Annotated in this window: 18 protein-coding genes; 3 read left to right on the top strand and 15 right to left on the bottom strand. The window is 45.2% G+C overall.

Annotated features, from left to right (window positions below; genetic code table 11):
* The 11 genes from ACTXGO_RS02245 to ACTXGO_RS02295 all read right to left on the bottom strand — a co-directional run.
* Positions 1-840 (bottom strand): MFS transporter (locus ACTXGO_RS02245; RefSeq protein ID WP_443573262.1); only part of this gene is annotated, 840 nt, incomplete at its 3' end.
* Between the two features lie 445 nt (positions 841-1,285).
* Positions 1,286-1,531, bottom strand: coding sequence for a (Na+)-NQR maturation NqrM (gene nqrM, locus ACTXGO_RS02250; RefSeq protein ID WP_317200682.1), 246 nt, complete (start codon positions 1,529-1,531; stop codon positions 1,286-1,288).
* 120 nt (positions 1,532-1,651) lie between these two features.
* Positions 1,652-3,166: a sodium:proton antiporter NhaD gene (gene nhaD / locus ACTXGO_RS02255; RefSeq protein WP_317200681.1), complete on the bottom strand. Its 1,515-nt coding sequence runs from the start codon at positions 3,164-3,166 to the stop codon at positions 1,652-1,654.
* A gap of 170 nt (positions 3,167-3,336) precedes the next feature.
* On the bottom strand, positions 3,337-4,407 hold the full coding sequence (locus ACTXGO_RS02260) for an FAD:protein FMN transferase (RefSeq protein WP_443573270.1): 1,071 nt from the start codon (positions 4,405-4,407) through the stop codon (positions 3,337-3,339).
* 158 nt (positions 4,408-4,565) lie between these two features.
* Positions 4,566-5,366 (bottom strand): SDR family NAD(P)-dependent oxidoreductase, encoded by an 801-nt coding sequence (locus ACTXGO_RS02265; RefSeq protein ID WP_443573263.1) that lies wholly within the window; start codon positions 5,364-5,366, stop codon positions 4,566-4,568.
* Positions 5,367-5,547: 181 nt separating this feature from the next.
* On the bottom strand, positions 5,548-6,783 hold the full coding sequence (gene nqrF, locus ACTXGO_RS02270; protein ID WP_317200679.1) for an NADH:ubiquinone reductase (Na(+)-transporting) subunit F: 1,236 nt from the start codon (positions 6,781-6,783) through the stop codon (positions 5,548-5,550).
* A gap of 92 nt (positions 6,784-6,875) precedes the next feature.
* Positions 6,876-7,484 (bottom strand): NADH:ubiquinone reductase (Na(+)-transporting) subunit E, encoded by a 609-nt coding sequence (nqrE, locus tag ACTXGO_RS02275; protein ID WP_443573264.1) that lies wholly within the window; start codon positions 7,482-7,484, stop codon positions 6,876-6,878.
* A complete protein-coding gene (locus ACTXGO_RS02280; protein ID WP_317200677.1) occupies positions 7,484-8,155 on the bottom strand; it encodes an NADH:ubiquinone reductase (Na(+)-transporting) subunit D in 672 nt (223 codons plus the stop codon). Before ACTXGO_RS02280 ends, nqrE begins: the two co-directional genes overlap by 1 nt.
* A 1-nt stretch (position 8,156) precedes the next feature.
* Entirely contained in the window at positions 8,157-9,062 is a 906-nt protein-coding gene (locus ACTXGO_RS02285; protein WP_317200676.1) for a Na(+)-translocating NADH-quinone reductase subunit C, read from the bottom strand.
* Entirely contained in the window at positions 9,043-10,278 is a 1,236-nt protein-coding gene (locus ACTXGO_RS02290) for an NADH:ubiquinone reductase (Na(+)-transporting) subunit B (RefSeq protein WP_317200675.1), read from the bottom strand. Before ACTXGO_RS02290 ends, ACTXGO_RS02285 begins: the two co-directional genes overlap by 20 nt.
* A gap of 5 nt (positions 10,279-10,283) precedes the next feature.
* Complete coding sequence (locus ACTXGO_RS02295; protein WP_443541318.1) at positions 10,284-11,633, bottom strand: Na(+)-translocating NADH-quinone reductase subunit A; 1,350 nt, start codon at positions 11,631-11,633, stop codon at positions 10,284-10,286.
* A 694-nt stretch (positions 11,634-12,327) separates the two neighbouring features.
* Between ACTXGO_RS02295 and hisA the strand changes: the two genes are divergently transcribed.
* From hisA to ACTXGO_RS02310, 3 genes are all read left to right on the top strand, one after another.
* Positions 12,328-13,065 (top strand): 1-(5-phosphoribosyl)-5-[(5-phosphoribosylamino)methylideneamino]imidazole-4-carboxamide isomerase, encoded by a 738-nt coding sequence (gene hisA / locus ACTXGO_RS02300; protein ID WP_443573265.1) that lies wholly within the window; start codon positions 12,328-12,330, stop codon positions 13,063-13,065.
* A gap of 235 nt (positions 13,066-13,300) precedes the next feature.
* On the top strand, positions 13,301-14,818 hold the full coding sequence (locus ACTXGO_RS02305) for a mechanosensitive ion channel domain-containing protein (protein ID WP_443573271.1): 1,518 nt from the start codon (positions 13,301-13,303) through the stop codon (positions 14,816-14,818).
* Between the two features lie 58 nt (positions 14,819-14,876).
* Positions 14,877-15,155 carry a hypothetical protein gene (locus ACTXGO_RS02310; protein ID WP_443573266.1) on the top strand — a complete coding sequence of 93 codons (279 nt, stop codon included), beginning with the start codon at positions 14,877-14,879 and terminating at the stop codon, positions 15,153-15,155.
* 138 nt (positions 15,156-15,293) lie between these two features.
* Here the strand turns inward: ACTXGO_RS02310 and rnr are convergent, their stop codons facing one another.
* The 4 genes from rnr to thrS form a co-directional block, all read right to left on the bottom strand.
* A complete protein-coding gene (gene rnr / locus ACTXGO_RS02315; protein WP_443573267.1) occupies positions 15,294-17,555 on the bottom strand; it encodes a ribonuclease R in 2,262 nt (753 codons plus the stop codon).
* A gap of 173 nt (positions 17,556-17,728) precedes the next feature.
* Positions 17,729-18,964 carry a toxic anion resistance protein gene (locus ACTXGO_RS02320; RefSeq protein WP_443573268.1) on the bottom strand — a complete coding sequence of 412 codons (1,236 nt, stop codon included), beginning with the start codon at positions 18,962-18,964 and terminating at the stop codon, positions 17,729-17,731.
* A 306-nt stretch (positions 18,965-19,270) separates the two neighbouring features.
* Positions 19,271-19,792, bottom strand: coding sequence for a translation initiation factor IF-3 (infC, locus tag ACTXGO_RS02325; protein ID WP_443541335.1), 522 nt, complete (start codon positions 19,790-19,792; stop codon positions 19,271-19,273).
* Between the two features lie 5 nt (positions 19,793-19,797).
* Entirely contained in the window at positions 19,798-21,732 is a 1,935-nt protein-coding gene (gene thrS, locus ACTXGO_RS02330; RefSeq protein ID WP_443573269.1) for a threonine--tRNA ligase, read from the bottom strand.
* Positions 21,733-22,246: the final 514 nt, after the last annotated feature.

Raw genomic sequence — 22,246 nt, forward strand, 5'->3', positions numbered from 1 at the left:
AGGTGCCATAAACTGAAACACCGAACCCATCTGTCCTGCTTTTACCGCGCTTAAGCCTTTGCTCACCCAGATTGAGGGCAAAAAGCTAGCGACGGTATAATAAAGCAAAGATTGCAGCCCCATAAATACCGCGATCTGCCAAGCAAACGCATTGCGCCATATCGCGATATGCGATGTCCCTTGAGCCGCTATTGGTGCTATCAAATTCGTTGATGAGCCAAGACGCAAGCGCAAAAATATCCAGACGACAAGTGCCAACACACCCAAAATTGCCCAGCCACCTAGCGCCCATTGCCAACCTACATATTCAGATAAAGGTAGAACGACGCCAGCGACAATACCTGCAACGACTGTCATAGTCAGACTAAAGAGTCCAGTAATCAGTGGAATATGATTAGGCGTGCGCTGCTTAATGACAGGAGCTGCAAGCGTATTGGCAAAGCCGATCGCTAAAGTGAGCATAATCGTTCCGCTCAAAAACCCAGTCCAAGTCGGTATAATAGAGCGTACCACCATACCTAAAGTCAGCAGCGCAATCATAGCGATAAGCGTATTCTCAAGCCCAAAGCGTTTACCGATAGTAGGCGAGATAAACGAACCCACAGCAAAGCCCAACATAGGCACCGCGCCAAGCCAACCAATCTGGGTTTCAGAGATATTTAGCGCCTCTTGCACCACGGGTGCAATAGAGCCCAGCGCTACGATAGGCGCGCGCATATTGGTCGCCAGTAAAATAATAGCGCAGAGCACGACCCAAAAGGTAAACTTTGATGACGGCAGCTTAGATGATGGCTTGGCATCTGCGTTTGATTTGAGCGCTGAGTGAGGTGAAGTAGACATAGCAACCCGATTACCATTAAAAGTAAGTCATTAAAAGGGCTAACAAATGAGCACTTTTTAAACGACAACAAAAAAATTCCACTATAAAGTGGCCGATATATAAGATGCGCTATAAACCACAAAAACTCTATACCCTAAAGAGGGCAAGAGTAATAGAGTAAAGCTATCGCAAAGAAATATAGGAGGTTATCTACAATAGTGCTGAGTATAAGATAACACTCAGCACCATTGTATATCTACGAGGGGTTATGTACTACCAGCGTTAAGTAACTGCTAAACTGATGAGCAGTCGCAGAGTTTGACTATGCCAAATTATGCTAAGCTAAGTTGTGCTAAGCTAAGTTGTGCTAAGCTAAGTTATACTAGTCTAAGCTAGGCTATACTAAGTACTAAAGGGTTTAAGTGCGGATTGCTATAAAAGCTAGATGCTACACAAAGCTAAGGGTTAAACAGATTTGCCTAACTTAGCTGCATTTAACGAGGTAGCTTGTTGCTCTGCAATCATAGAATCACATTTGTTGGGATCATCACCACAAAACGAGCATTGCTCATCGCCCATTAATTTGGCGACGCCGCCGCAAGAACCTTTAAGCGGTTGTTTTTTGAACATATAACCGATACCCATAAAGACAAAAAACAGTACGAATACAGTAAAGGTAATGGCGAACATTGGAATTAATTGACTAAGCATGGAGGAGACCTCGACTCATATCAGACCATCCATAGTGATAGATGGTCTTAGAATGTATAGCTCTATTCTAGCACATTTAGTCTCGTTAAAGGTCAAACTATCAACAGCTTAAGGCAGTATCTATATCATCTGTATCAAGATATAGGTCGCCGCGCCTGCCAAGTAACCGACTAGAGCTAAGCCACTGATACGCTTGAGATACCACAGAAACGGAATCTTCTCCATACCCATCGCCGCAACACCTGCAGCTGATCCAATGATCAGGCAGCTACCACCGACGCCCGCGCAATATGCTAAAAAGTGCCAAAACTCGCCATCTTGCATAAACTGACTTTGACGCGCCAGCTCATCGCCCGCCAATCCCGCCATTGCCGCCTCACCAAGTAGCGGATACATTTTCATGGCTCCGGCGACAAGGGGTACGTTATCAACTAAAGATGATAGCAGACCAATCAAGACATTGATGACATATAGATTACCAAAGGTATTATCCAGCCACATCGCCATATCAGATAAATGCCCAGCGGTCGCCAGACCTGAAACGGCAAGTAAAATACCTAAAAAGAATAAAATGCTGGGCATATCAACACGGGTCAAGACACCGACGACGGTCATGTGCTGCTTGACGTACCAATCTTGATGACGATGCATCAGCTCAGTGAATACCCACAGTACCCCAACACCGAACAAGATACCCATATAAGGCGGTAGATGGGTGACCGTTTTGAACACAGGAACAAAGGCGAGTGCGCCTAAACCCAATGCTAAAACGCTCAGGCGCATTCTATTGGTAATAACGTCGCTTGGCTCTACTGCCACCGCGCTACTACTGACATTTGAGGGCGAGCTTGAGGGCATAGTAGTAGGCGTATCGATACCATTAATAGCAGAAGCGGTCGCCGTCGTCGCTGTATAATCCCCTAGGTAGTTGGTGTTAGTAGAGAGCACAGGTTCTTTGTCATCGACAGGACGCATGACTTGCTTGCCCTTAAAGATAAGGGTTAGCATGATAAGCGGCACAACGGCAGCGACTAGGCTTGGGATAATTAGATCTACAATGATACGGCTAGCGGTAATCTGACTGCCAATCCATAGCATAGTCGTTGTCACATCACCAATAGGCGACCAAGCGCCGCCTGCATTAGCACAGACGACAACCGTGCCGACGAACCACCAACGCAGCTCTTTGTCAGCGACCAGTTTGCGTAGCAAGGAAACCATAACGATAGTGGTGGTTAAGTTATCAAGCAGCGCTGAAAAAAAGAAAGTCAGCGTCCCTATAGTCCAAAGTAGCGTGACTGCATTGGTCGTTTGAATGCGGCTGGTAATAGCATAAAAGCCGTCATGAGCATCAATCAGCTCCACGATGACCATAGCACCCATCAAGAAAAACAAAATCTCCGCAATCTCTGCCAAATGATGCCTAAGCTCGCTGTTTAAAATATAAGTGGCTCCAAGACTATCTACTGCGCTCAGCTCTTCAACGAGTAACGTGTCAGCACCGATGACCAGCAGTGTCCAAATGATGGTAGCGGTCAGTAGAGCAGAGGCGGCCTTGTCTACATGGAAGTTATGCTCTAAGGCAATAGCGATATAGCCGAGCACAAAAACCACAGCCATCAAGGAGTAAATCATGGGAACCCTTAAGTGTAATAATGCGGTAACAACAGTTAACTAAAGGGCAATAGTTTAACGAGTTATGCTCAATATTACACCTAGTAATAATGACTGACTAAATAACGCGGCAACCCAATGTAAATCAATGGGTTAATAGAGGAACACCAAGCAAAAATACTGAGTAAAAATTAGTCAGACTCTCCTGCACGCAGAGCTTTCATAGCAGCCGTTTGTACAGTCGTCCATGTTTTTAGAGGACTTGTACCTATGCCGTCTGCGTCATTACCTGCATGAATCACAAACAGAGCTGCTAAGTTCTGCCGTTTAGCGGTATCTAGAGCTTTGTCATAAGGCATAGCAGTCAGCGCCGTTGCCCACGCATCAGCAAGCGCAACTGAATCGGCAGCTACGGTTACAGACGGCGCGCCACCAACGATAGGCTCGCCCGTAGTGGGGTCGATGGTATGACTATAGCGCTTACCATCAAATATGATAGCGTTACGGTAGTTACCAGAGGTCGCTAGATGCATGGTACTCCCTGCAGGCTGGCGAATAGCCGCAATCGTCTGGCGCTCGTTAACTGTACTGCCCTCAATCGGCGCGTCAATCGCGATCTGCCATGGCTGCTTTTGAGCGCTGACGCCAGAGGTCGCCACCTCTCCACCAATCTCAACCATATAATTGCGAATGTTATAATCACTTTTGAGCACATCAGCGATGACATCGACGCCATAGCCTTTTGCCACCGCAGAAAAATCAAGCCCGACACCGTCTTTGGTCTTGTACAGCAGCTTGTCCTTTTGCATGATACTCTCAAAATCTACCAAAGCTTTTGCTTGTGCAATCTCTTGCGCGCTTGGCGGACTTTGCAAACGCTCAACGGTCATAGTGCTACCAAAGCCCCAAACGTCTATCAAAGGCATGACAGTAGGATCAAAGGCGCCGCCTGATTGCTCATAAACTTGACGCGAGATTTGTAGCACTTGGCTAAAGTCTGCATCAATCATTACGGACGCATCTGCAGCCAAACGATTAAATTTAGAAATGGTTGAATTATCTTGGTAAGTCGACATGCTATCGTTAATCTGCTGCAAACGCTGATCGATAGCCGCTTGAATCTCGTTTTCATCACTATGGTCTGGCAGCTGATAACTAATATGGTAACTGGTACCCATCGTTTCGCCGCTTAGATAGTTGTAATCTGGCGTTTGCTGGCAAGCATTTAAGCTGAGCAGGCTGACAGAAGCGAATACGCTCATCAAAATTTTATGATTAAAGGTATGGGGAGAGGCGAGCGGATTTGTATTTATCATAGATATTTTTGGATAGAGTAGGGGCGAATGTAGGATACATTTTACACCCCTTTATATCAATAACGCTAATAAGTATGTCTATGAACCAAGCCTGGTGCAGAGTCTTATTTGACTTGCGACTCGCGGATTAGTTTGTAGAGCTTGGGCGGTGATACACGGTTGACTCTGGTGGCAAGCTTCTCTTTGGAGCCGGCAACAATGATATATTCCTCCCCTTTACTCAAAGCTTTGGTGACTTGCTTGGCAAACTCGGTCGCCGTCAATCCAGCATTAGTCGCCTCATCCATCGTGCCTTGCGGACTACCATCTGCCGTCAAAGCATTGATTGAGATATTAGTTTGAATAAATCCTGGAAATACGGTGGCGACTTCTATCCCTTTATCATGCAATTCAGCACGCAGGCTATTTGCCCACATATGGAGCGCCGCTTTGGCTGCACCATAAGCCCCGCGGTACTGCGTACCAAGTAGACCTGCTACGCTAGAGATCATCACGATCCTACCACCGCCTTGAGTGATCATATCTGGTAATATGAGCCGCGTTAGGCGCGTTTGCGCAAAATAATCTATCTCCATGATCTGGCGCTCAACCTCCTCTTCTGTCTCCATAATCAGTGAGCGCTGAGAGATACCTGCATTGTTAATCAGCCAATCAACCTTACTTGTTTGCGCTTTGATTAATTGATAGGCTTTTCTTGCCTGCTTGCTATCGGTAATATCAAATGGAATAACGATATGTTTATGCGAGCGTTTACATTTATCTTTGACGGTCTCAAGTTTTTGACGATCACGCCCGCTTAAAATGATAGTCGCGCCTTTTTTTGCAAAAGCAATAGATAGCGCAGCACCAAGTCCACTTGATGCACCTGTAATCCATATGGTTAGATTTTTAAACTTGGTTTTCATAAGCATCCTTACTGACAGTATTAAATGACTTGTATTGAGTAATAAGAGGCAGAAGAAAGTATCTAATATTGAGGCAATAATATTGACGATCACTATTTATCCGATACTAGAACAAAAAAAAGAGCCTCGATTGAGACTCTTAATTTAGCACAAAATATTTTATTTAACGGTTAAACATTTTTTAACCACCAAAGTCATCGAGAGCGATATTTTCATCTTCGACGCCTAGGCTATGAAGCATATCGATGACAGCAGCGTTCATCATCGGTGGCCCACACATATAGTATTCGCAATCTTCTGGGTTTGGATGATCCTTGAGATACTCTTCTAGTAACACGTTGTGGATAAAGCCGGTGTAACCATCCCAGTTGTCTTCTGGTAATGGATCTGATAAGGCAACATGCCACTCAAAGTTATCGAACTCTTCTTCTAGTTGATCATAATCCTCAACGTAGAACATCTCGCGGATAGAGCGTGCCCCGTACCAAAAGCTAATCTTGCGATCAGAATTGAGACGTTTGAGCTGATCAAAGATGTGCGAGCGCATCGGTGCCATACCTGCACCGCCACCGACAAAGACCATCTCAGCGTCCGTGTCTTTTGCAAAGAACTCACCATAAGGGCCTGATACCGTTACTTTATCGCCAGGCTTTAGACTAAAGGTCCATGATGACATTTTACCTGGTGGAATATTATCAGGGCCACGCGGCGGTGGACTTGCAATACGAATATTGAACTTAATAAGACCTTTTTCTTCAGGGTAATTGGCCATCGAATAAGCACGGATAACAGGCTCATCGACCTTTGATACATATTTGAAGATGCCAAACTTTTCCCAATCTTCGCGGTATTCTTCTGCGATATCGAAGTCTTTGTAGTGTACTTCGTGCGGCGGCGCCTCAAGCTGAACATAACCCCCAGCACGGAAGTTGACCTCTTCGCCTTCTGGAATTTTGAGTACAAGCTCCTTAATAAAGGTCGCTACGTTGTCATTAGAGATGACCTCACATTCCCATTTTTGCACATCAAAGAATTCAGGATCGATCTCAATTTCCATGTCTTGCTTAACTGCAACCTGACAAGCCAAGCGCATATGATTGCGAATCTCGCCTTGGGTAAAGTAGCCCTCTTCGGTAGGCAAAATAGAGCCGCCACCTTCGATAACGCGGCAGCGACACTGCGCGCATGTACCACCGCCACCACAAGCTGAAGATAAAAATATACCTTCGCTTGCAAGGGTTTGCAATAATTTGCCGCCTGCTGGCGTGACCACATCGTTAGCCGGATCTTCATTGATGCGAATGGTTACGTCACCTGAACTGACCAATCTTGAGCGCGCTGCCAAAATAATGGCAACCAGACCCATGATGATCACGGTAAACATAGCAACGCCACCAATCGCCGTAGCATAATCCATGATAGGTATCCTTAACTATGAAGTAGCGGTCTAAAAGTGAATTCTCGTACCGCTACCGTATAAATGAATAAGAAACTGATAAATTCTTTCGCTTAAATCGACATACCACCAAAAGACATAAAGCCAAGTGACATAAGGCCTACAGTAATAAAGGTGATACCCAGTCCGCGAAGAGGGCCTGGAATGTCTGAGTATTTAAGCTTTTCTCGAATACCCGCCAAAGCGACAATAGCGACCGCCCAACCAAAGCCTGCACCAACGCCATAAACGACTGATTCACTAAAGTTATAATCACGCTCAACCATAAAGAGTACGCCGCCCAAAATAGCGCAGTTGACCGTAATAAGAGGCAAGAAAACCCCAAGCGCGTTATACAATGCGGGCACGAACTTATCCAAGAACATCTCTAGAATCTGAACGGTTGCTGCGATAAGACCGATGTAGCTTAGTAGACCTAAGAAGCTTAGATCAATACCAGGGAAGCCGGCCCAACCTAGAGCGCCATCTTTTAGGATGAACTGAAATAGCAAGTTGTTCAGCGGTACGGTAATGACCATAACCACGATAACGGCAACCCCAAGACCAATAGCCGTTGCGACCTTTTTTGATACTGCCAAAAAGGTACACATGCCTAAGAAGTAGGCGAGTGCCATATTCTCGATGAAGACTGAGGTTATAAATAAACTAACGTAATGTCCCATTAGTGACCGCCTCCATGTGCCATGCCTTTAGACTGCGGCTTCATAACAAAATCAGCTTCTTCGATTTGTTCTGGTTTCCAGATACGTACGATGGCGATAAACAGACCAATAATAAAGAAAGCCGATGGTGGCAATAGGAGTAAGCCGTTTGGTAAGTACCAACCGCCCTCTGATACCGGCTGCAAGATAGTAATGCCAAACCAAGTACCTGAACCTAATAGCTCACGGATAGTGGCGACAAATAGTAGTACCGCAGAATAGCCAAGACCATTACCAATACCGTCCAAAAAGCTCGGAACCGGCGGATTGCTCATAGCAAAGGCTTCGGCGCGGCCCATAACGATACAGTTAGTAATAATCAAGCCGACGAATACCGATAGCCCTTTACTAATGTCATAAGCGACCGCTTTGAGTACCTGATCGACCAAAATTACTAGAGAGGCAATAATCGTCATCTGCACGATAATACGAATGCTTGATGGAATTTTTTTGCGAATAATAGAGATAAAGAAACTTGAGAACGCCGTCACTAGGGTCAGTGCCACGCACATGACCAGCGCATTGGACATGCTGGTCGTGACCGCTAGCGCCGAACAGATACCCAAGATCTGTAGAGCAATAGGGTTATTATCAAAAATAGGCGAGGTTAAAATACCTTTTGTATCCGCCATATTATGCCTCCTTGCCGTTTGCTACTGGCGACTTTACTGCCAGATCGGTGGTGGGTTGTGCAGCTTTGTCATCAGATAACTGAGCCTTCGCTTCAGCGTTATCGATGGTTTCACCGCTCTCTTGACGTAGTGCGTCTAGGTAAGGCTTATAGCCTTGCTCACCTAACCAAAACTGAATCATGTTGCTCACGCCGCGCCCTGTTAGGGTAGCACCGCTAATACCATCGACCCAGTTCTCTTTTGGATTACCCGCTTTAGTCACGCCAGTTGCGACCGCGCCGCCTTCATCATAAGAATGAATACCTTGCCATTTGGCGCGCCATTCAGGCTCCTCGATACGAGCGCCAAGTCCTGGGGTTTCTTTATGCTCATAAAAGCTGATACCTTTTATGGTATTCATATCGCTCTCAAGCGTCAAGAATCCATAAATCGTACCCCACAGACCATAGCCTTGAATCGGTAATACGACCATTTCAGGGTTGCCCGCTTCATCGTTTTTGACATAGACTTTGGCATATTTAGGAACGCGGCCAATGCTAGCAGGATCATTACTACCTAAGTCTTCGCTAAGCGCTGCGTTTTTAGTCGCTTGACTGGCATCATAAGCATTGCGATCAGGAATTCCAACCTCTACGAGCGCATTGTCATCTAGGTAGGTGCCTTGAGTTAGATCAACAATCTCGACATCAAACTCTTTAAAGCGCTCTACTACATCATCAGCAGTATCAGATTCAGCGTTATATAACCCTGCTGCCACCAAGATATTCTTGTTACGATCTAAGCGTGCATTCTCAACTTGGGCAGGCTTGAGGCCAACAGCGACTGCTGAGACCAGTACCGAACACACCAAGCATAGCGTAAGCGCGACGCTGATGGTTTTTGCATTGTTACTTTTGGGCTTGGACATAACGAACCCTCCGTGCGGTTTGACGCTTGATATTGGCTTGCGTCACAAAATAGTCAAACAAAGGCGCAAATAAGTTAGCAAATAATATGGCCAGCATAATGCCTTCTGGGAAGGCGGGGTTGACCACACGAATAAGTATCGTCATAAAGCCAATCAAAATACCATAAGCCCAGCGGCCTTTATTGGTATGAGCGGCTGATACTGGATCTGTTGCCATAAAGACGGCACCAAAAGCAAAACCACCGATAACTAGATGCCAATAAAACGGCATATTCATCATTAGGTTTTCTTCAGAACCGATCATGTTAAAGACAAGCGAGGTCAAGATAAGACCGATCACGCAGCCTGCCATAATGCGCCATGAGGCGATACGTGCCCACAATAAGAACACCGCACCGATTAAGATGGCCAGTGTCGAGACTTCTCCAACACTACCTTGGATATTGCCTAAAAAAGCATCGCTCCAAGTGATCGCTTGACCGTAGACATTGGTAAAGTTCTCAGGTGTCACCCCAAGAGCAGCAAGACCCAGCGGCGTGGCTCCCGAGAAGCCATCGACCGCCGTCCAGACCGAATCACCTGACATATAAGCGGGGTAGGCAAAGTACAAGAACGCACGACCCGATAGGGCAGGGTTCAAGAAGTTCTTACCAGTACCACCAAAGACCTCTTTTGCGACCACGACCCCAAAGATAATACCTAAGGCCACTTGCCATAAAGGAATATCTGGCGGCATGATAAGCGCATACAGTACCGAAGTCACAAAGAAGCCTTCGTTGACTTCATGACCGCGCACTACCGCAAATATGATCTCACAGGTAATACCAACGGCAAAGGTGACGATATATATCGGCAAAAATTGCATAGCCCCGTAGACAAAGCTTGCCCAAATGCTATCTGGATTATAGCCGGCCATACTCGTGATAATAGTGCGCCAGCCATCAGGCTGTAGGCCTAATTGAGCAATAGCAGTTAGTGCTTGATGACCGACGTTGTACATACCCCAAAACATTGCAGGAAAGGTACAGAGCCATACCGTAATCATAATGCGTTTTAGATCGATACCGTCACGCACGTGCGATGAGGTAAAAGTCGTTGAGCTAGGTTGACGCAAAAACGTATCGAACATCTCAAAGATGGCATAGTACTTTTCGTGCTTGCCGCCTTTGGTAAAGGATGGCTCCATACGATCGAACATATTGTATAAAAATTTCATCGTGATTAACCCTCCAGCTCAATACGCGTCAAATTATCACGCAAGATATCACTGTATTCATATTTACCAGGTGAGACAAAGGTGCATAATGCCAAGTCTTCTTCGTCCAGCTCAAGTACGCCTAGATCTACAGCAGTAATCATATCCTCGATAATCAGCGCGCGCAGTAGCTGCGTTGGCAGATAGTCTTGTGGCATGACTTCTTCATAGATACCAATTGGTACCATCGCTCGTGGTGAGCCATTGGTGGTCGTCGTAAAGTTGTATTTCTTCTTAAAAAACTGCGAGATGTAGATAGGCAGCTTAGAAAAACGGTTTTTGCCAGGGCTAAAGAAGTGAAAAGCGGGGCGCTCATAGCCTTCTGATAAGGAGCTGACTTGATCGTGAAAGCGGCCAAGATAGGCGATGTTATCAAAAACTCTGCGACCTGATAATACCGAGCCTGAGATCACGCGGTTATCGCCCTCTAGCAGTTTGCCTTGTGTCAATGCGATTAAATCAGCGCCGCGCTCAGTCGCCACCAAATGCGGGTTTTTGACCGCAGGACCTGCCAAACTAATCAAACGGCGCGTGTACAAGCGCCCTGTGGTGAATAGCTTGCCGATAGCGATAACGTCTTGATAGCCGATCGTCCATACGGTTACGCCGCGCATGATAGGATGCAAGAAATGGATATGCGTACCCGCAAGGCCTGCTGGATGCTTGCCTGCAAAAGCATGATATTCAGTCACGTTGCTACCAGCAGTCTTAGTGAGTGCAGGCAACTTGGCGTCTGCATGATGACAGACATACGTTTTTGGGCTGAGCGCTGATAACACTGCAAGACCATCATTAAAGGCTTGCATCTGTTCAGTGATAAGTAGCATAGGGTCAAATGCTAATGGATTGGTATCGATAGCGGTGACAAAGATCGCTTGCGGACGCGCACCGATTTCAGGCGCACGGCTATAGGGACGGGTACGAAACGCCGTCCATTCGCCCGATGCCAGTAACTGCTTTTCGATAATTTCAGAATCAAGCGTAGCAAGGCTTGCCGAATCAAAGCGCTCAAACTCGACTTCTTTGCCGTTTGGGTCTACTTCAATCACCAAGCTCTCAAACACCCGGCGCTCGCCGCGCTTGACGGCTTTGACAGTGCCTGCTGCAGGTGCAGTATAAATAACGCCTACCCGTTTTTTGTCTTCAAAAACAGGTTGACCTTTGGCTACGACATCGCCTTCTGTGACGTTCATCGTAGGTTTCATACCCACATAATCGTAACCAACAAGGGCCACGTGCTTAGGTTGATGCTCGGATATCTCGCGGGAGGGTTCACCTGTGATGGGCAAATCCAAACCTTTTTTGATGGTAATCATAAGCGAAAACTTAGTCCATAGTTCAAAACGATACCAGACGTCCTGTTTGGTATAACGGCAACATACTCAAGCGATTATTAAGCAGACTTGATTTTATATGGTCTTTAATCTCTAAGGATTAAAAACTATCATCGAGACTGTCAAAATATAGGCTTAAGATTTGCTACTAGCAAGAGTATTAACGCTGACCTTAGACTCCTTAACAACACGTTAATGTCTTATTCGTTGTACCAATTAGCGACTGGCTACCAAGATGCAGAATAAATAATGCTCCTAAAGCGCATTGAGACTGTTTTACTCAACACTCAAACTATAAGAGCCCGTTTATCCTGCCATTTATAACCAACTTGTTATGCTATAAAAGCTTAATTCAACAGTGAAACCAAAGCGTTGAATTGATAAATGAGCAGCTGACCTAGGATCGAGTACAGTGCTCATAAACTTTTATTTATCAGATAATCCATATCTTAGTGAGTATCAAACCAGGTTACAAAGCCCAACGTCTGATGACTCTTCTATAAAAACAAATACAAATTTACCTAGGATTATACGCTAAATTGACCTAAAATTGCCAGTTACTAATTGAATTTACTTGATATTAGTGCTTATTTTTTATGGCAATAATATCTTGTAGCAAAATGATGCTTTTTTAGTATTCATGCGATAAATGTAATGTTTTTATAAGGAATAAAATATGTGTGCAGCGCCAGTTATTATCCCTGCTATTGATCTAAAAGACGGCAAATGCGTGCGTCTCAAACAGGGCCGGATGGAGGATGACACGGTATTCTCTGATGATCCAGTCGCTATGGCAGCACGCTGGGTGGATGCAGGGGCAAGACGTTTGCACCTAGTCGATCTTAACGGCGCTTTTGATGGCGTGCCGGTACACAAAGACGTGGTACATGACATAGCCAAATCTTACCCCAACCTACCTATCCAGCTGGGCGGCGGCGTGCGTACGCTGCAGACTATCGAGCAGTACATCAGTGCTGGCTTAACCTATATCATTATCGGTACCAAAGCGGTTGAAGATCCTAAGTTTGTCGCTGAGGCCTGCCGCGAGTTTGCCAGTCACATCATCGTCGGCATCGATGCCAAGGACGGTATGGTCGCCACCCACGGCTGGGCAAACGTCACTGATACCCGCGCCACTGAACTGGCTAAGCGCTTTGCTGATGTCGGTGTCTCATCTATCGTTTATACCGATATTACCCGCGATGGCATGATGCAAGGCGTCAATGTGGAGCAAACCGTCAATTTAGCGCGAGAGGGCGGCTTGCCAGTGATTGCCTCAGGTGGCGTGACCGATATGAAAGATATTGAACTACTCAAACCTTTTGGCGACTGTATTGAAGGTATTATCACTGGTCGTGCGATTTACGAAGGCATGTTGGATTTAAGCGAAGCACAGCAGTACTTAGATCGCTAATACGACATCCTTTAAATAAGCTAGAGCATGTCATTAATCAAAAAAATTTCATTGGCAACATGCTCTAGACTCAAAGCTAAAAAGCACGATTGATTTGATATTAAAAAGAGCATTTATAATGACCGACTCAAGCCTGCACGCCCAAAAACTACCTTTTATATTAAGATTAATTGTCGGCACTACGCCACGCTTTATACTAGCCTCGCTACTGCTATTTATCAGCTTAGTACTAGCTATGCCTAGCTACGCTGCATCAGAGGAGCTGGCGGGCGTGGCAACGGCTTTGGGCGTAGAGGGCAGTGAGGTAATAGAGACTCCAGGTGAGGAGGAGGCAAGTGAGGCACCAGCGCCGCCTGCCATCAATGGTCAAAGCACTAACAATGCGCAAATAGAAACGACGCCAACACCGCTTAAAGACGACGAGATTCGCACACGTATTAAGGGTATATTCTCAGAGATTGAGGGCTTGCAAGCGGTCACAGTAAAGGTATCACAAGGCGTTGCGACTCTAAGTGGTGAGGCGCCTAACGAAAAAAAGGCTCAGCAAGCCATTAATTTAACCAATCGTTTAACGGATGTGGTCACTGTAGATGACCAAATCGAGCGTACACTCGATGTACAAGATAACGTCTCAACTGTCTATCAAGGTCTAAAGACCCAAGGCAGAAACCTTCTCAAAGCCATTCCTTTATTACTAGTCGGTATTGTCATATTTGGTATAGTGGCTTGGTTTGGCAGTTGGCTATCCAACCGCAAACAGATGTGGCAACGCCTCACGCCCAACCCCTTTGTAGCAGAGCTATTAGCACAAACGGTCAAAGTCATTTTTATCATCTTCGGTCTTATACTGGCGCTTAGTTTGATAGGCGCTGAGACTGTGCTCGGCACACTGCTTGGCGGTGCAGGGGTTATCGGTATCGCTGTAGGTTTTGCAGTTAAAGACACGATTGAGAACTATATTGCCTCCTTAATGCTCAGTATACGCCAGCCTTTTCGCGCGCGCGATCAAGTCGATATCAATGGGCAGGAGGGTATCGTAGTTAGATTGACATCACGGGCGACGATATTGATGACCTTAGATGGCAATCAGTTGCGTATTCCAAACGCTGAGGTGTTCAAAGGGACTATTTTGAACTATACCAAAAACCCTGAGCGGCGTTTTACCTTTGAGCTGGGCGTGGATGCCAATGATGATCCATTAGCGGCAATCAAAGTCGGACTTGATGCAATTTATACCTTAGATTTTGTATTAGACAAGCCTCGATCCATTGCTATTATTACCAATGTTGGCGACTCAAATATTATTTTAGAATTTCAGGTGTGGGTGGATCAGTCCGAAACCGACTTTTATAAAGCACGTAGTATCGCGATCCGCGAAACCAAACATGCGCTAGAAAACGAAGGCTTTAGTCTGCCTGAACCTATCTACCGTTTGCGCTTTAATGACAAGGTAGAAAAAGCTCTAGAGTTTGGTCAAGTTCTAAGTGAGCAAGAAGCGCCTCAAAGCACTGATATGAGTATCACACCGACGACACCAGAATCTACCAAGGATGTGAAGCTTGACGACGTCAACAATGATGATGAGGACAAAAAGCGCGCTAAGGCCCGCGCCAAGTACATTTTGCAAGGTCGCAATGCTGATGAGGTATTAGACGCCCGTCCTGATGATAAATTGATGGAAAAGGTAGAACAAGAGATCGCAGAAAACTCCGACGAGACTGATTTATTAAACAATAATAGTCCGCAAGAGTAATTTGGAAGACTAAGTCCAAAAAATTAAGAGTGAAGACAAATTATAGAAGGTTACACCTATGCAAAGAAAACATCTGATAGCTTTTACTCTTGCTACTGTCTTTATGCTGCTTGGCTTTAATATGATCAATAATTATTTTAACCAAAAAAACAGAGCTGCGCTAATGGATGCTGATGTGGCAGTAGTTAAAAATAAAGACGAGGCAAATGACAGTATCTCAGGGCAGTCTTTAGGTGAGCAGCCCAAAGCCATTATTGATAATGTGACGGCTGATATTGAACAAGCTCAAAACCTCGAGCAACAGCGACTTGAACAGATGCAAGAGAGCGCTGAGTAACTATAAGCTATAAGCGATCATTTATTTTTTAATTTGCAAACAAAGTATTCTGCATCGTCCTTGCTACAAAACAAAAAAGGCTAACATCGCGTTAGCCTTTTTATTTAAATAAGTTTTGTCAAAAAGATTCTAGAGAAACTAGCTCTTTTTGTTACCGCCTTTGCCGCGGCTGCTTTTCTTGGCAGGTGCTTTTTTAGAGTTGTCTTTCTTAGTTTGATTCATAGCGCTGGCTTTCAGCTTAGCGGTCAAATCAAAATCAATCTGTAACAAGTCCATATTGACGCCAGCGACTTTTACTTTTACGGTGTCGCCAAGTCCAAATAGACCACCTTTATCTTTACCGATAAGCTGCTGCTGCTTTTCATCATAGACAAAGAAGTCATCGCCAACGTTTGAGATATGCACCAGGCCATCGATATATAGGTCGGTCAAAGTCACAAATAGGCCAAAGCTTGTCACACTGGTTACCACGCCTTCGAACTCTTCGCCGACGTGATCGGTCATATAATGACATTTGAGCCAAGATTCTACGTAGCGAGAGGCTTTTTCCGCACGGCGCTCAGTATCTGAGGTTTGCGTGCCAGCACCGTCCAAAGAGAAGTCCATGACAGGCTGTTTGCTACCTGTGACTTTTGCTTTGATCGCGCGATGAAGCATCAAATCAGGATAACGGCGAATTGGTGAAGTAAAGTGACTGTACTCATCGTAAGCCAAGCCAAAATGACCGATATTATCAGGGGCATAGTTAGCTTGCATCATCGAACGTAGCAACATGCTGTGCACACTTATAGCATCGGGACGGTCTTTAGTCGCCTCAATAATTCGCTGATAATCCGCTTGCGTCGGGTTTTCTTCTGGGAAGGACAAGCCAAAGTTCTTAGCGTATTCATGCACACGCATGGACTTCTCACCATCTGGCTTATCGTGGTTACGATACAGCACCGGCAGCTCTTCTTTGAGCGCAAAGTTCGCCGCGCAGGTATTAGCAAGGAGCATGCACTCTTCAATTAGCTTGTGCGCGTCCCCGCGTGTGCGAGGTACAATGGCTGCAATACCGCCTGTCTCATTGAACTTGATGTAAGTTTCAACCGTTTCAAACTCCATCGCATGACGCTCTTCACGCTTTTGGATAAGCAAATCATACAACTGATGTAGCGTATCGATAGACTTCTTAACGTCTTTGTTGCCTGTTAATGACTTTGGAATGCTGTCATCTTTTGGATTGGCAAAGTAATCATTGACCTGATTATAGGTCAGACGTGCCTGCGAATGGATAACCGCAGGATAGAACTCATAACCTGTCACTTTACCGGCGCGTGATACTTTAATATCTGCGACCATACACAGACGATCGACATCAGGATTTAATGAGCACAGACCATTGGATAAGACTTCTGGCAACATCGGAATCACCCGATGCGGGAAGTAGACGGACGTACCGCGCTCAAAGGCTTCAACATCTAAAGGAGAGTTCGGCGTGACATAGTGACTGACATCAGCGATTGCTACAACGACGCGATAATTGCCACCAGAGCGTTTTTCGGCGAATACCGCATCATCAAAATCGCGTGCATCCTCGCCATCGATAGTGACTAGGGGTAGATCACGCAAATCAGTACGACCTTTTAGGTCTTTTTCGGTCGGCTCTTTATAGTCATTGGCTTGCTTGAGCGTCGCTTCGCTAAATTCTGACGGGATATCATAATTGAGCAGCGTTGTCTCAATAATGAGTTCGCGATCGTTCTCATCATCGAGCACTTTTGTGATTTTACCCGTAGAGAACTCGTGCTGGTTGGGCCAATCGATAATATCTACTTTGACAGGAGCGCCTTGCTTGATATTGAGCGCATTGACATTGTCATCAGTAACCGTAATCGGTTGATGATTATTAGGACTACCCAGCTCAACGCAGTAGCCGTCCTCATCGCGAGCCAGTGTACCGATGAATTGATTTTGTTGACGTTCAACGACATCAACGATGCGACCTTCAGTGCGGCCGCGATTGTCTGTAGAGGTCGCAACTGCCGCAACCGTGTCACCGTTAAAGACCCAGCGCATTTGCTTTTCATGCAAGAACAAATCTGGCATATCACTTAGCAATACAAACCCAAAGCCCTTGGCATGTGCAGAGACTGTACCCTCAACGACGTCATGCTGCGTGACCGTACGATAGCGATAAGGACGCCCATCACGGTTAACTTGACCATCACGAGCCATTGCTTTTAGGCGATTGCCTAGCGCATCAAACTGATCAGGATCCTCTATGCCAAAGGCTTTTGCCAGTTGCTGATGGGTCGCTTCGCCCTGCTCAGTGATCGTGCTAAGTATAAGCTCACGACTAGGAATAGGATTATCATATTTTTGTGCCTCAGCTGAGGCGTTTGGATCATTCCAACTCATAAATTACCGTTTCTATTTTTAAATTATTAGTAGGCGCTATCTTAACACGAACTTAGATGCAATATATGACGTCTATTGTTCGTCTTAAAATAACAAATAGGGCAGACACTCAAGTAATGAGCATCTGTGAATATATAAAACCAAATCAAAATGGCTATTAAGATACTACTCTGCTAAATATCGATACCAGATTCGTCTGTTAGCGACTTGCTATCGAGCTCTTTTGATACCTCTATCACCGTGGTCTGATTGGATTTATCGAGATACTTTTGTGCTTTATCGACTTCACTCGTTAAAGTATTGACCGTCTGCTTCATATTCTCGAGCGCTTCAATTTTGTAATTACTAATCATATCCATAGTGTCATAGACATTATTGAAGGCGTTTTGCAATTTATCAAGCTCAATGGTGCTACTAGTCGCCTGCTCATGAATCTCGCCTGACTGACGTTTGAGCATCTCAGAGGTCGACTCGATCAAACTACTGGTGGTTTTATTGAGTGCTGTAATCTGGTCCAGAACGAGCTTTTGATTGGTCATCGCTTGAGCGACAACGACTGCAGTACGTAGAGCAGAGACTGTGGTCGTAGTCGCGCGATCGACACCCTTTATCAGCTCTAGGTTATTCTTACGAATCGTATCGAGTGCCAAATAACCTTGGACGTTTACTGCCAACTGCGTCAAAAAGTCGGTGTTCTTTTGACGCACATAAAACAGCATCTCTTCTTTAATAATGCGCGCTTTTTCAGGGTCTGTCGCTTCTATCGCGTGTATCTTTTGCTCAAGCTGCTCATCGATTTTTTTACCGACATAGACATACTGACGTATCGATTGCATTAGCTCCCACATATTGACTTTTTCTTGCTCAATGGTGGCATTGTCTTTGAGTAGCTCGTCTTTACCGTTATAGAGGCTAGTCACTACCGCATTAATATGCGATTGCGCCGACTCGTACTGACGAAAATAATCTTGGACTTTGTTACCAAAGGGAATCAAGCCAAAGAGTTTACGCGAACTGGTCAATTGCTTTTTACTAGGGTCTAAATCTTCGACGATACCGCGCAGCTCGGTCAGGGATTTTGCGATAGGGGAGTTATCAAACAGACCGTCGTTTAAACTTTTGGCTGGCAAGTCCAGCATGCGGTTTGAGACTTGCGCGGACTCGCGAATCTCTTTGGTGCCCAAATTGTGAATGGACTGAATGTTTTGCTGAAACTCAGGACTATGCACAGAGTTAGTGATGACATGATCGACGAATGCATCGACTTTGGCGTCTAGCTCTGGAATCTGACTCTCATCTAGCTTTACCATCTGATCCGCTTCACTTTTTTGTATCTCTTTTACAGGCTCTGGCGGTGTTAGTGAGATGCTTGGCGTATTGGTGTTCTCTGGTGGGGTCAATTCTTGCATGTCATGTCCTATTATAATTCGTGAATGAGCTTATTGGCCTAACGGTCGAGCTTTTGAATGCTCTGTTGTTTTTATTAATGTGAGCTGATTGAACCAGTAGCGTTTAATCTTAGCTATAGACTACGCGGTTACTACCGAGTTGGTAAGGCAGATTTTGTAAATGCAGAACCTATTAAAGGCAAAACAACACCAGCTACACATTAAAGACTACCAACCATAGATAATAAAAAACCATCAATATATCGCTGTATATTGATGGTTGGACATTACAATTACATACGTTACAGCTATCACTACTCTTATAGCCTATTTTTTGCGAGTAGGGCCTAATAGCATACCCATCTGGCGACCTTCCATCTTTGGATGTTGCTCGACGTTTGAGATCTCTGCGGTATCTTCAATGATACGCTCAAGCTGCTTGCGACCCAAATCTTGGTGCGCCATTTCACGACCACGAAAGCGAATACTGACTTTAACCTTGTCCTGATCTTCTAAGAAGCTGACAATTTTACGCAGTTTTACCTGATAATCAGCTTCATCAGTGCTCGGACGCAGTTTCATCTCTTTCAACTGAGTTTGCTTTTGGTTCTTCTTAGCCTCTTTCGCCTTTTGCTTTTGATCATAGAGGTAGTGCTTATAATCCATGATTTTGCATACTGGCGGCTTGGCATCTGGGACCAATTCAACCAAATCTAAGTTGTCCTCACGAGCCGTTCTCATCGCGGTCTCGATATCAACTACGCCCATTTGTTCGCCATCTTCTTTAACCAAGCGAACTTCTTTGACGTTAATATCTTCGTTAATGTTTAAACGGTTTGACTGTTTAATAGGTATTACTCCTCATCTGTTTTTGGGGTCTGTCGGCCTTTGGCACCAACAGCGGTCTGTACTAATGCAATAAATTCGTTAACACTCATCACGCCGAGGTTCTCACCTTCTCGCGTACGGACATTGACATTGCCCGATTCCACTTCTTTATCCCCTAATACTAGCATATAGGGAATACGTTCTAATGTTTTCTCTCGTATCTTAAATCCAATCTTTTCGTTACGCAAGTCGCTAATAGCACGCAAGCCTACGTTTTTAAGCTCATTGACCACATTCTCGCAAGCATCGGCCTGTTTATCCGTGATATTCATGACCACTACTTGCTTGGGCGCAAGCCATACTGGCATCCAACCGGCGTAGTTCTCAATCAAAATACCAATGAAGCGCTCAAACGAACCCAAGATGGCACGGTGCAACATGATAGGTACTTCGCGCTCGTTTTGCTCGTTAACGAATTCAGCATCTAAGCGCTCGGGCATATTAGGATCGACCTGAATAGTACCGCACTGCCAGACGCGGCCTAAGCTGTCTTTGAGACTAAATTCAATCTTTGGACCATAAAATGCGCCTTCACCAGGCAGATACTCCCAATCAAGCCCCGAACTATCGAGCGCATCGGCTAGCGCTTTTTCGGCAAAGTCCCAAGACTCGTCACTACCGACACGCTTTTCAGGACGGGTGGAGAGCTTCATAATAATATTATCAAAGCCAAAGTCTTCATATACGGCAAGCGTTAGCTTAATAAAATCTGCGACCTCCGCCTGAATTTGCGACTGCGTACAGAAGATATGCGCGTCATCTTGGGTAAAGCCGCGTACCCGCATCAAACCATGTAGCGATCCCGACGGCTCATTACGGTGACAAGAGCCAAATTCTGCCATGCGGAGTGGCAAATCACGATAAGACTTTAAGCCTTGATTGAACACTTGCACGTGACACGGGCAGTTCATCGGCTTTACCGCATAATCACGGTTTTCACTCGACGTCGTAAACATGTTGGTCGCATAGTTGCCCCAATGTCCCGAACGCTCCCAAAGCGATCGATCGACAATCTGTGGCGTCTTAATCTCTTCATAGCCGTTATCGTATTGCACTTTACGCATATACTGCTCAAGCACTTGATAAATCGTCCAGCCATTGGCATGCCAAAACACCATACCCGGCGCTTGCTCTTGCATATGAAACAGATTCAATGCCTTACCAATCTTACGATGGTCGCGTTTTTCCGCTTCCTCAATACGCTGAATATAAGCCTTTAGATCTTTTTTATCTGCCCAAGCGGTACCGTAAATACGCTGTAGCTGTTCGTTCTTAGCATCACCGCGCCAATAAGCACCTGACATCTTAGTTAATTTAAATACTTTTAAGAATCTTGTATTAGGCACATGCGGGCCACGGCACATATCAACGTATTCTTGATGATGGTACAGACCAAAAGCCTCTTCACCTGGCATATCATTGATGAGCTTAAGCTTATAATCCTCACCGCGCTCTTCAAAGATTTTAATCACTTCATCACGTGGCGTTATCTTCTTTATGACGTCATAGTCCTGCTTTATCAACTGCATCATGCGTTTTTCGATCGCTTCCATATGCTCAGGCGTAAACGGCGTCTCGCTATAAATGTCATAATAAAAGCCATCTTCGATCACAGGGCCAATCACCATTTTAACGTCTGGATACAGCTGCTTGACCGCATGACCGAGCAGGTGCGCGGCCGAGTGACGAATGATATCGACCCCATCAGCATCTTTTGGGGTAACGATTTCAACGACGGCATCATGGGCTATAGGATCAGAGGCATCTACCAAATGACCATCGACACGTCCTGCGACCGTCGCTTTGGCAAGGCCTGCGCCAATACTTTGCGCCACTTCCATGACTGTCGTGCTGCCCTCAAACTCTTTTACGCTACCATCGGGTAAAGTAATCGCTACCATAATCTTATCCAAAATTTATTAAAACGCTATCAATGAATGACGGCTATTAAAACAGAAAAACCAGCAATAGCGCTAGTTATCATATATAGGTTATCTAAGTGACGGCTATTATAAACGATTTTTGGGAGCTAATCTTGCTATTTGCTTGTATCTAACACGCTCTATGAGCTGCTGGCTAAAGAAGGTATCTCAGTACATAAGGTATCCTAGTATTATCGTAATCATTAAGGCTTAACTACACAGAAGATCTTAGATTTTCTCTGGTGTCAGGGCAAGTGTCTCCCAAGCACTTGCTTTTACCTCCTTGTATCGAGGCTAGCGGCGAGGTTATGTTCTTATAACTATCATATAGTAATATGAGTTAGATTCTCCTACATATATAAGTATCATTAGCCACGAGTCGATGACATTAATATGCAACAAACACTGTCAGTGGGCACACCCCACACAGCAGAATCTTAGAAAACATCAGTATATAAAATAAATCTACCAAACCCCTTGACCCAACTTTAAA

It is taken from the genome of Psychrobacter sp. T6-1 (genome assembly GCF_052258445.1).

Coding starts and splice junctions, on each gene's coding strand:
- nqrM (WP_317200682.1), bottom strand. CDS start 1,531: ATGCTTAGTCAATTAATTCCAATGTTCGCCATTACCTTTACTGTATTC.
- nhaD (WP_317200681.1), bottom strand. CDS start 3,166: ATGATTTACTCCTTGATGGCTGTGGTTTTTGTGCTCGGCTATATCGCT.
- ACTXGO_RS02260 (WP_443573270.1), bottom strand. CDS start 4,407: ATGAGCGTATTCGCTTCTGTCAGCCTGCTCAGCTTAAATGCTTGCCAG.
- ACTXGO_RS02265 (WP_443573263.1), bottom strand. CDS start 5,366: ATGAAAACCAAGTTTAAAAATCTAACCATATGGATTACAGGTGCATCA.
- nqrF (WP_317200679.1), bottom strand. CDS start 6,783: ATGGATTATGCTACGGCGATTGGTGGCGTTGCTATGTTTACCGTGATC.
- nqrE (WP_443573264.1), bottom strand. CDS start 7,484: ATGGGACATTACGTTAGTTTATTTATAACCTCAGTCTTCATCGAGAAT.
- ACTXGO_RS02280 (WP_317200677.1), bottom strand. CDS start 8,155: ATGGCGGATACAAAAGGTATTTTAACCTCGCCTATTTTTGATAATAAC.
- ACTXGO_RS02285 (WP_317200676.1), bottom strand. CDS start 9,062: ATGTCCAAGCCCAAAAGTAACAATGCAAAAACCATCAGCGTCGCGCTT.
- ACTXGO_RS02290 (WP_317200675.1), bottom strand. CDS start 10,278: ATGAAATTTTTATACAATATGTTCGATCGTATGGAGCCATCCTTTACC.
- ACTXGO_RS02295 (WP_443541318.1), bottom strand. CDS start 11,633: ATGATTACCATCAAAAAAGGTTTGGATTTGCCCATCACAGGTGAACCC.
- hisA (WP_443573265.1), top strand. CDS start 12,328: ATGTGTGCAGCGCCAGTTATTATCCCTGCTATTGATCTAAAAGACGGC.
- ACTXGO_RS02305 (WP_443573271.1), top strand. CDS start 13,301: ATGCCTAGCTACGCTGCATCAGAGGAGCTGGCGGGCGTGGCAACGGCT.
- ACTXGO_RS02310 (WP_443573266.1), top strand. CDS start 14,877: ATGCAAAGAAAACATCTGATAGCTTTTACTCTTGCTACTGTCTTTATG.
- rnr (WP_443573267.1), bottom strand. CDS start 17,555: ATGAGTTGGAATGATCCAAACGCCTCAGCTGAGGCACAAAAATATGAT.
- ACTXGO_RS02320 (WP_443573268.1), bottom strand. CDS start 18,964: ATGCAAGAATTGACCCCACCAGAGAACACCAATACGCCAAGCATCTCA.
- thrS (WP_443573269.1), bottom strand. CDS start 21,732: ATGGTAGCGATTACTTTACCCGATGGTAGCGTAAAAGAGTTTGAGGGC.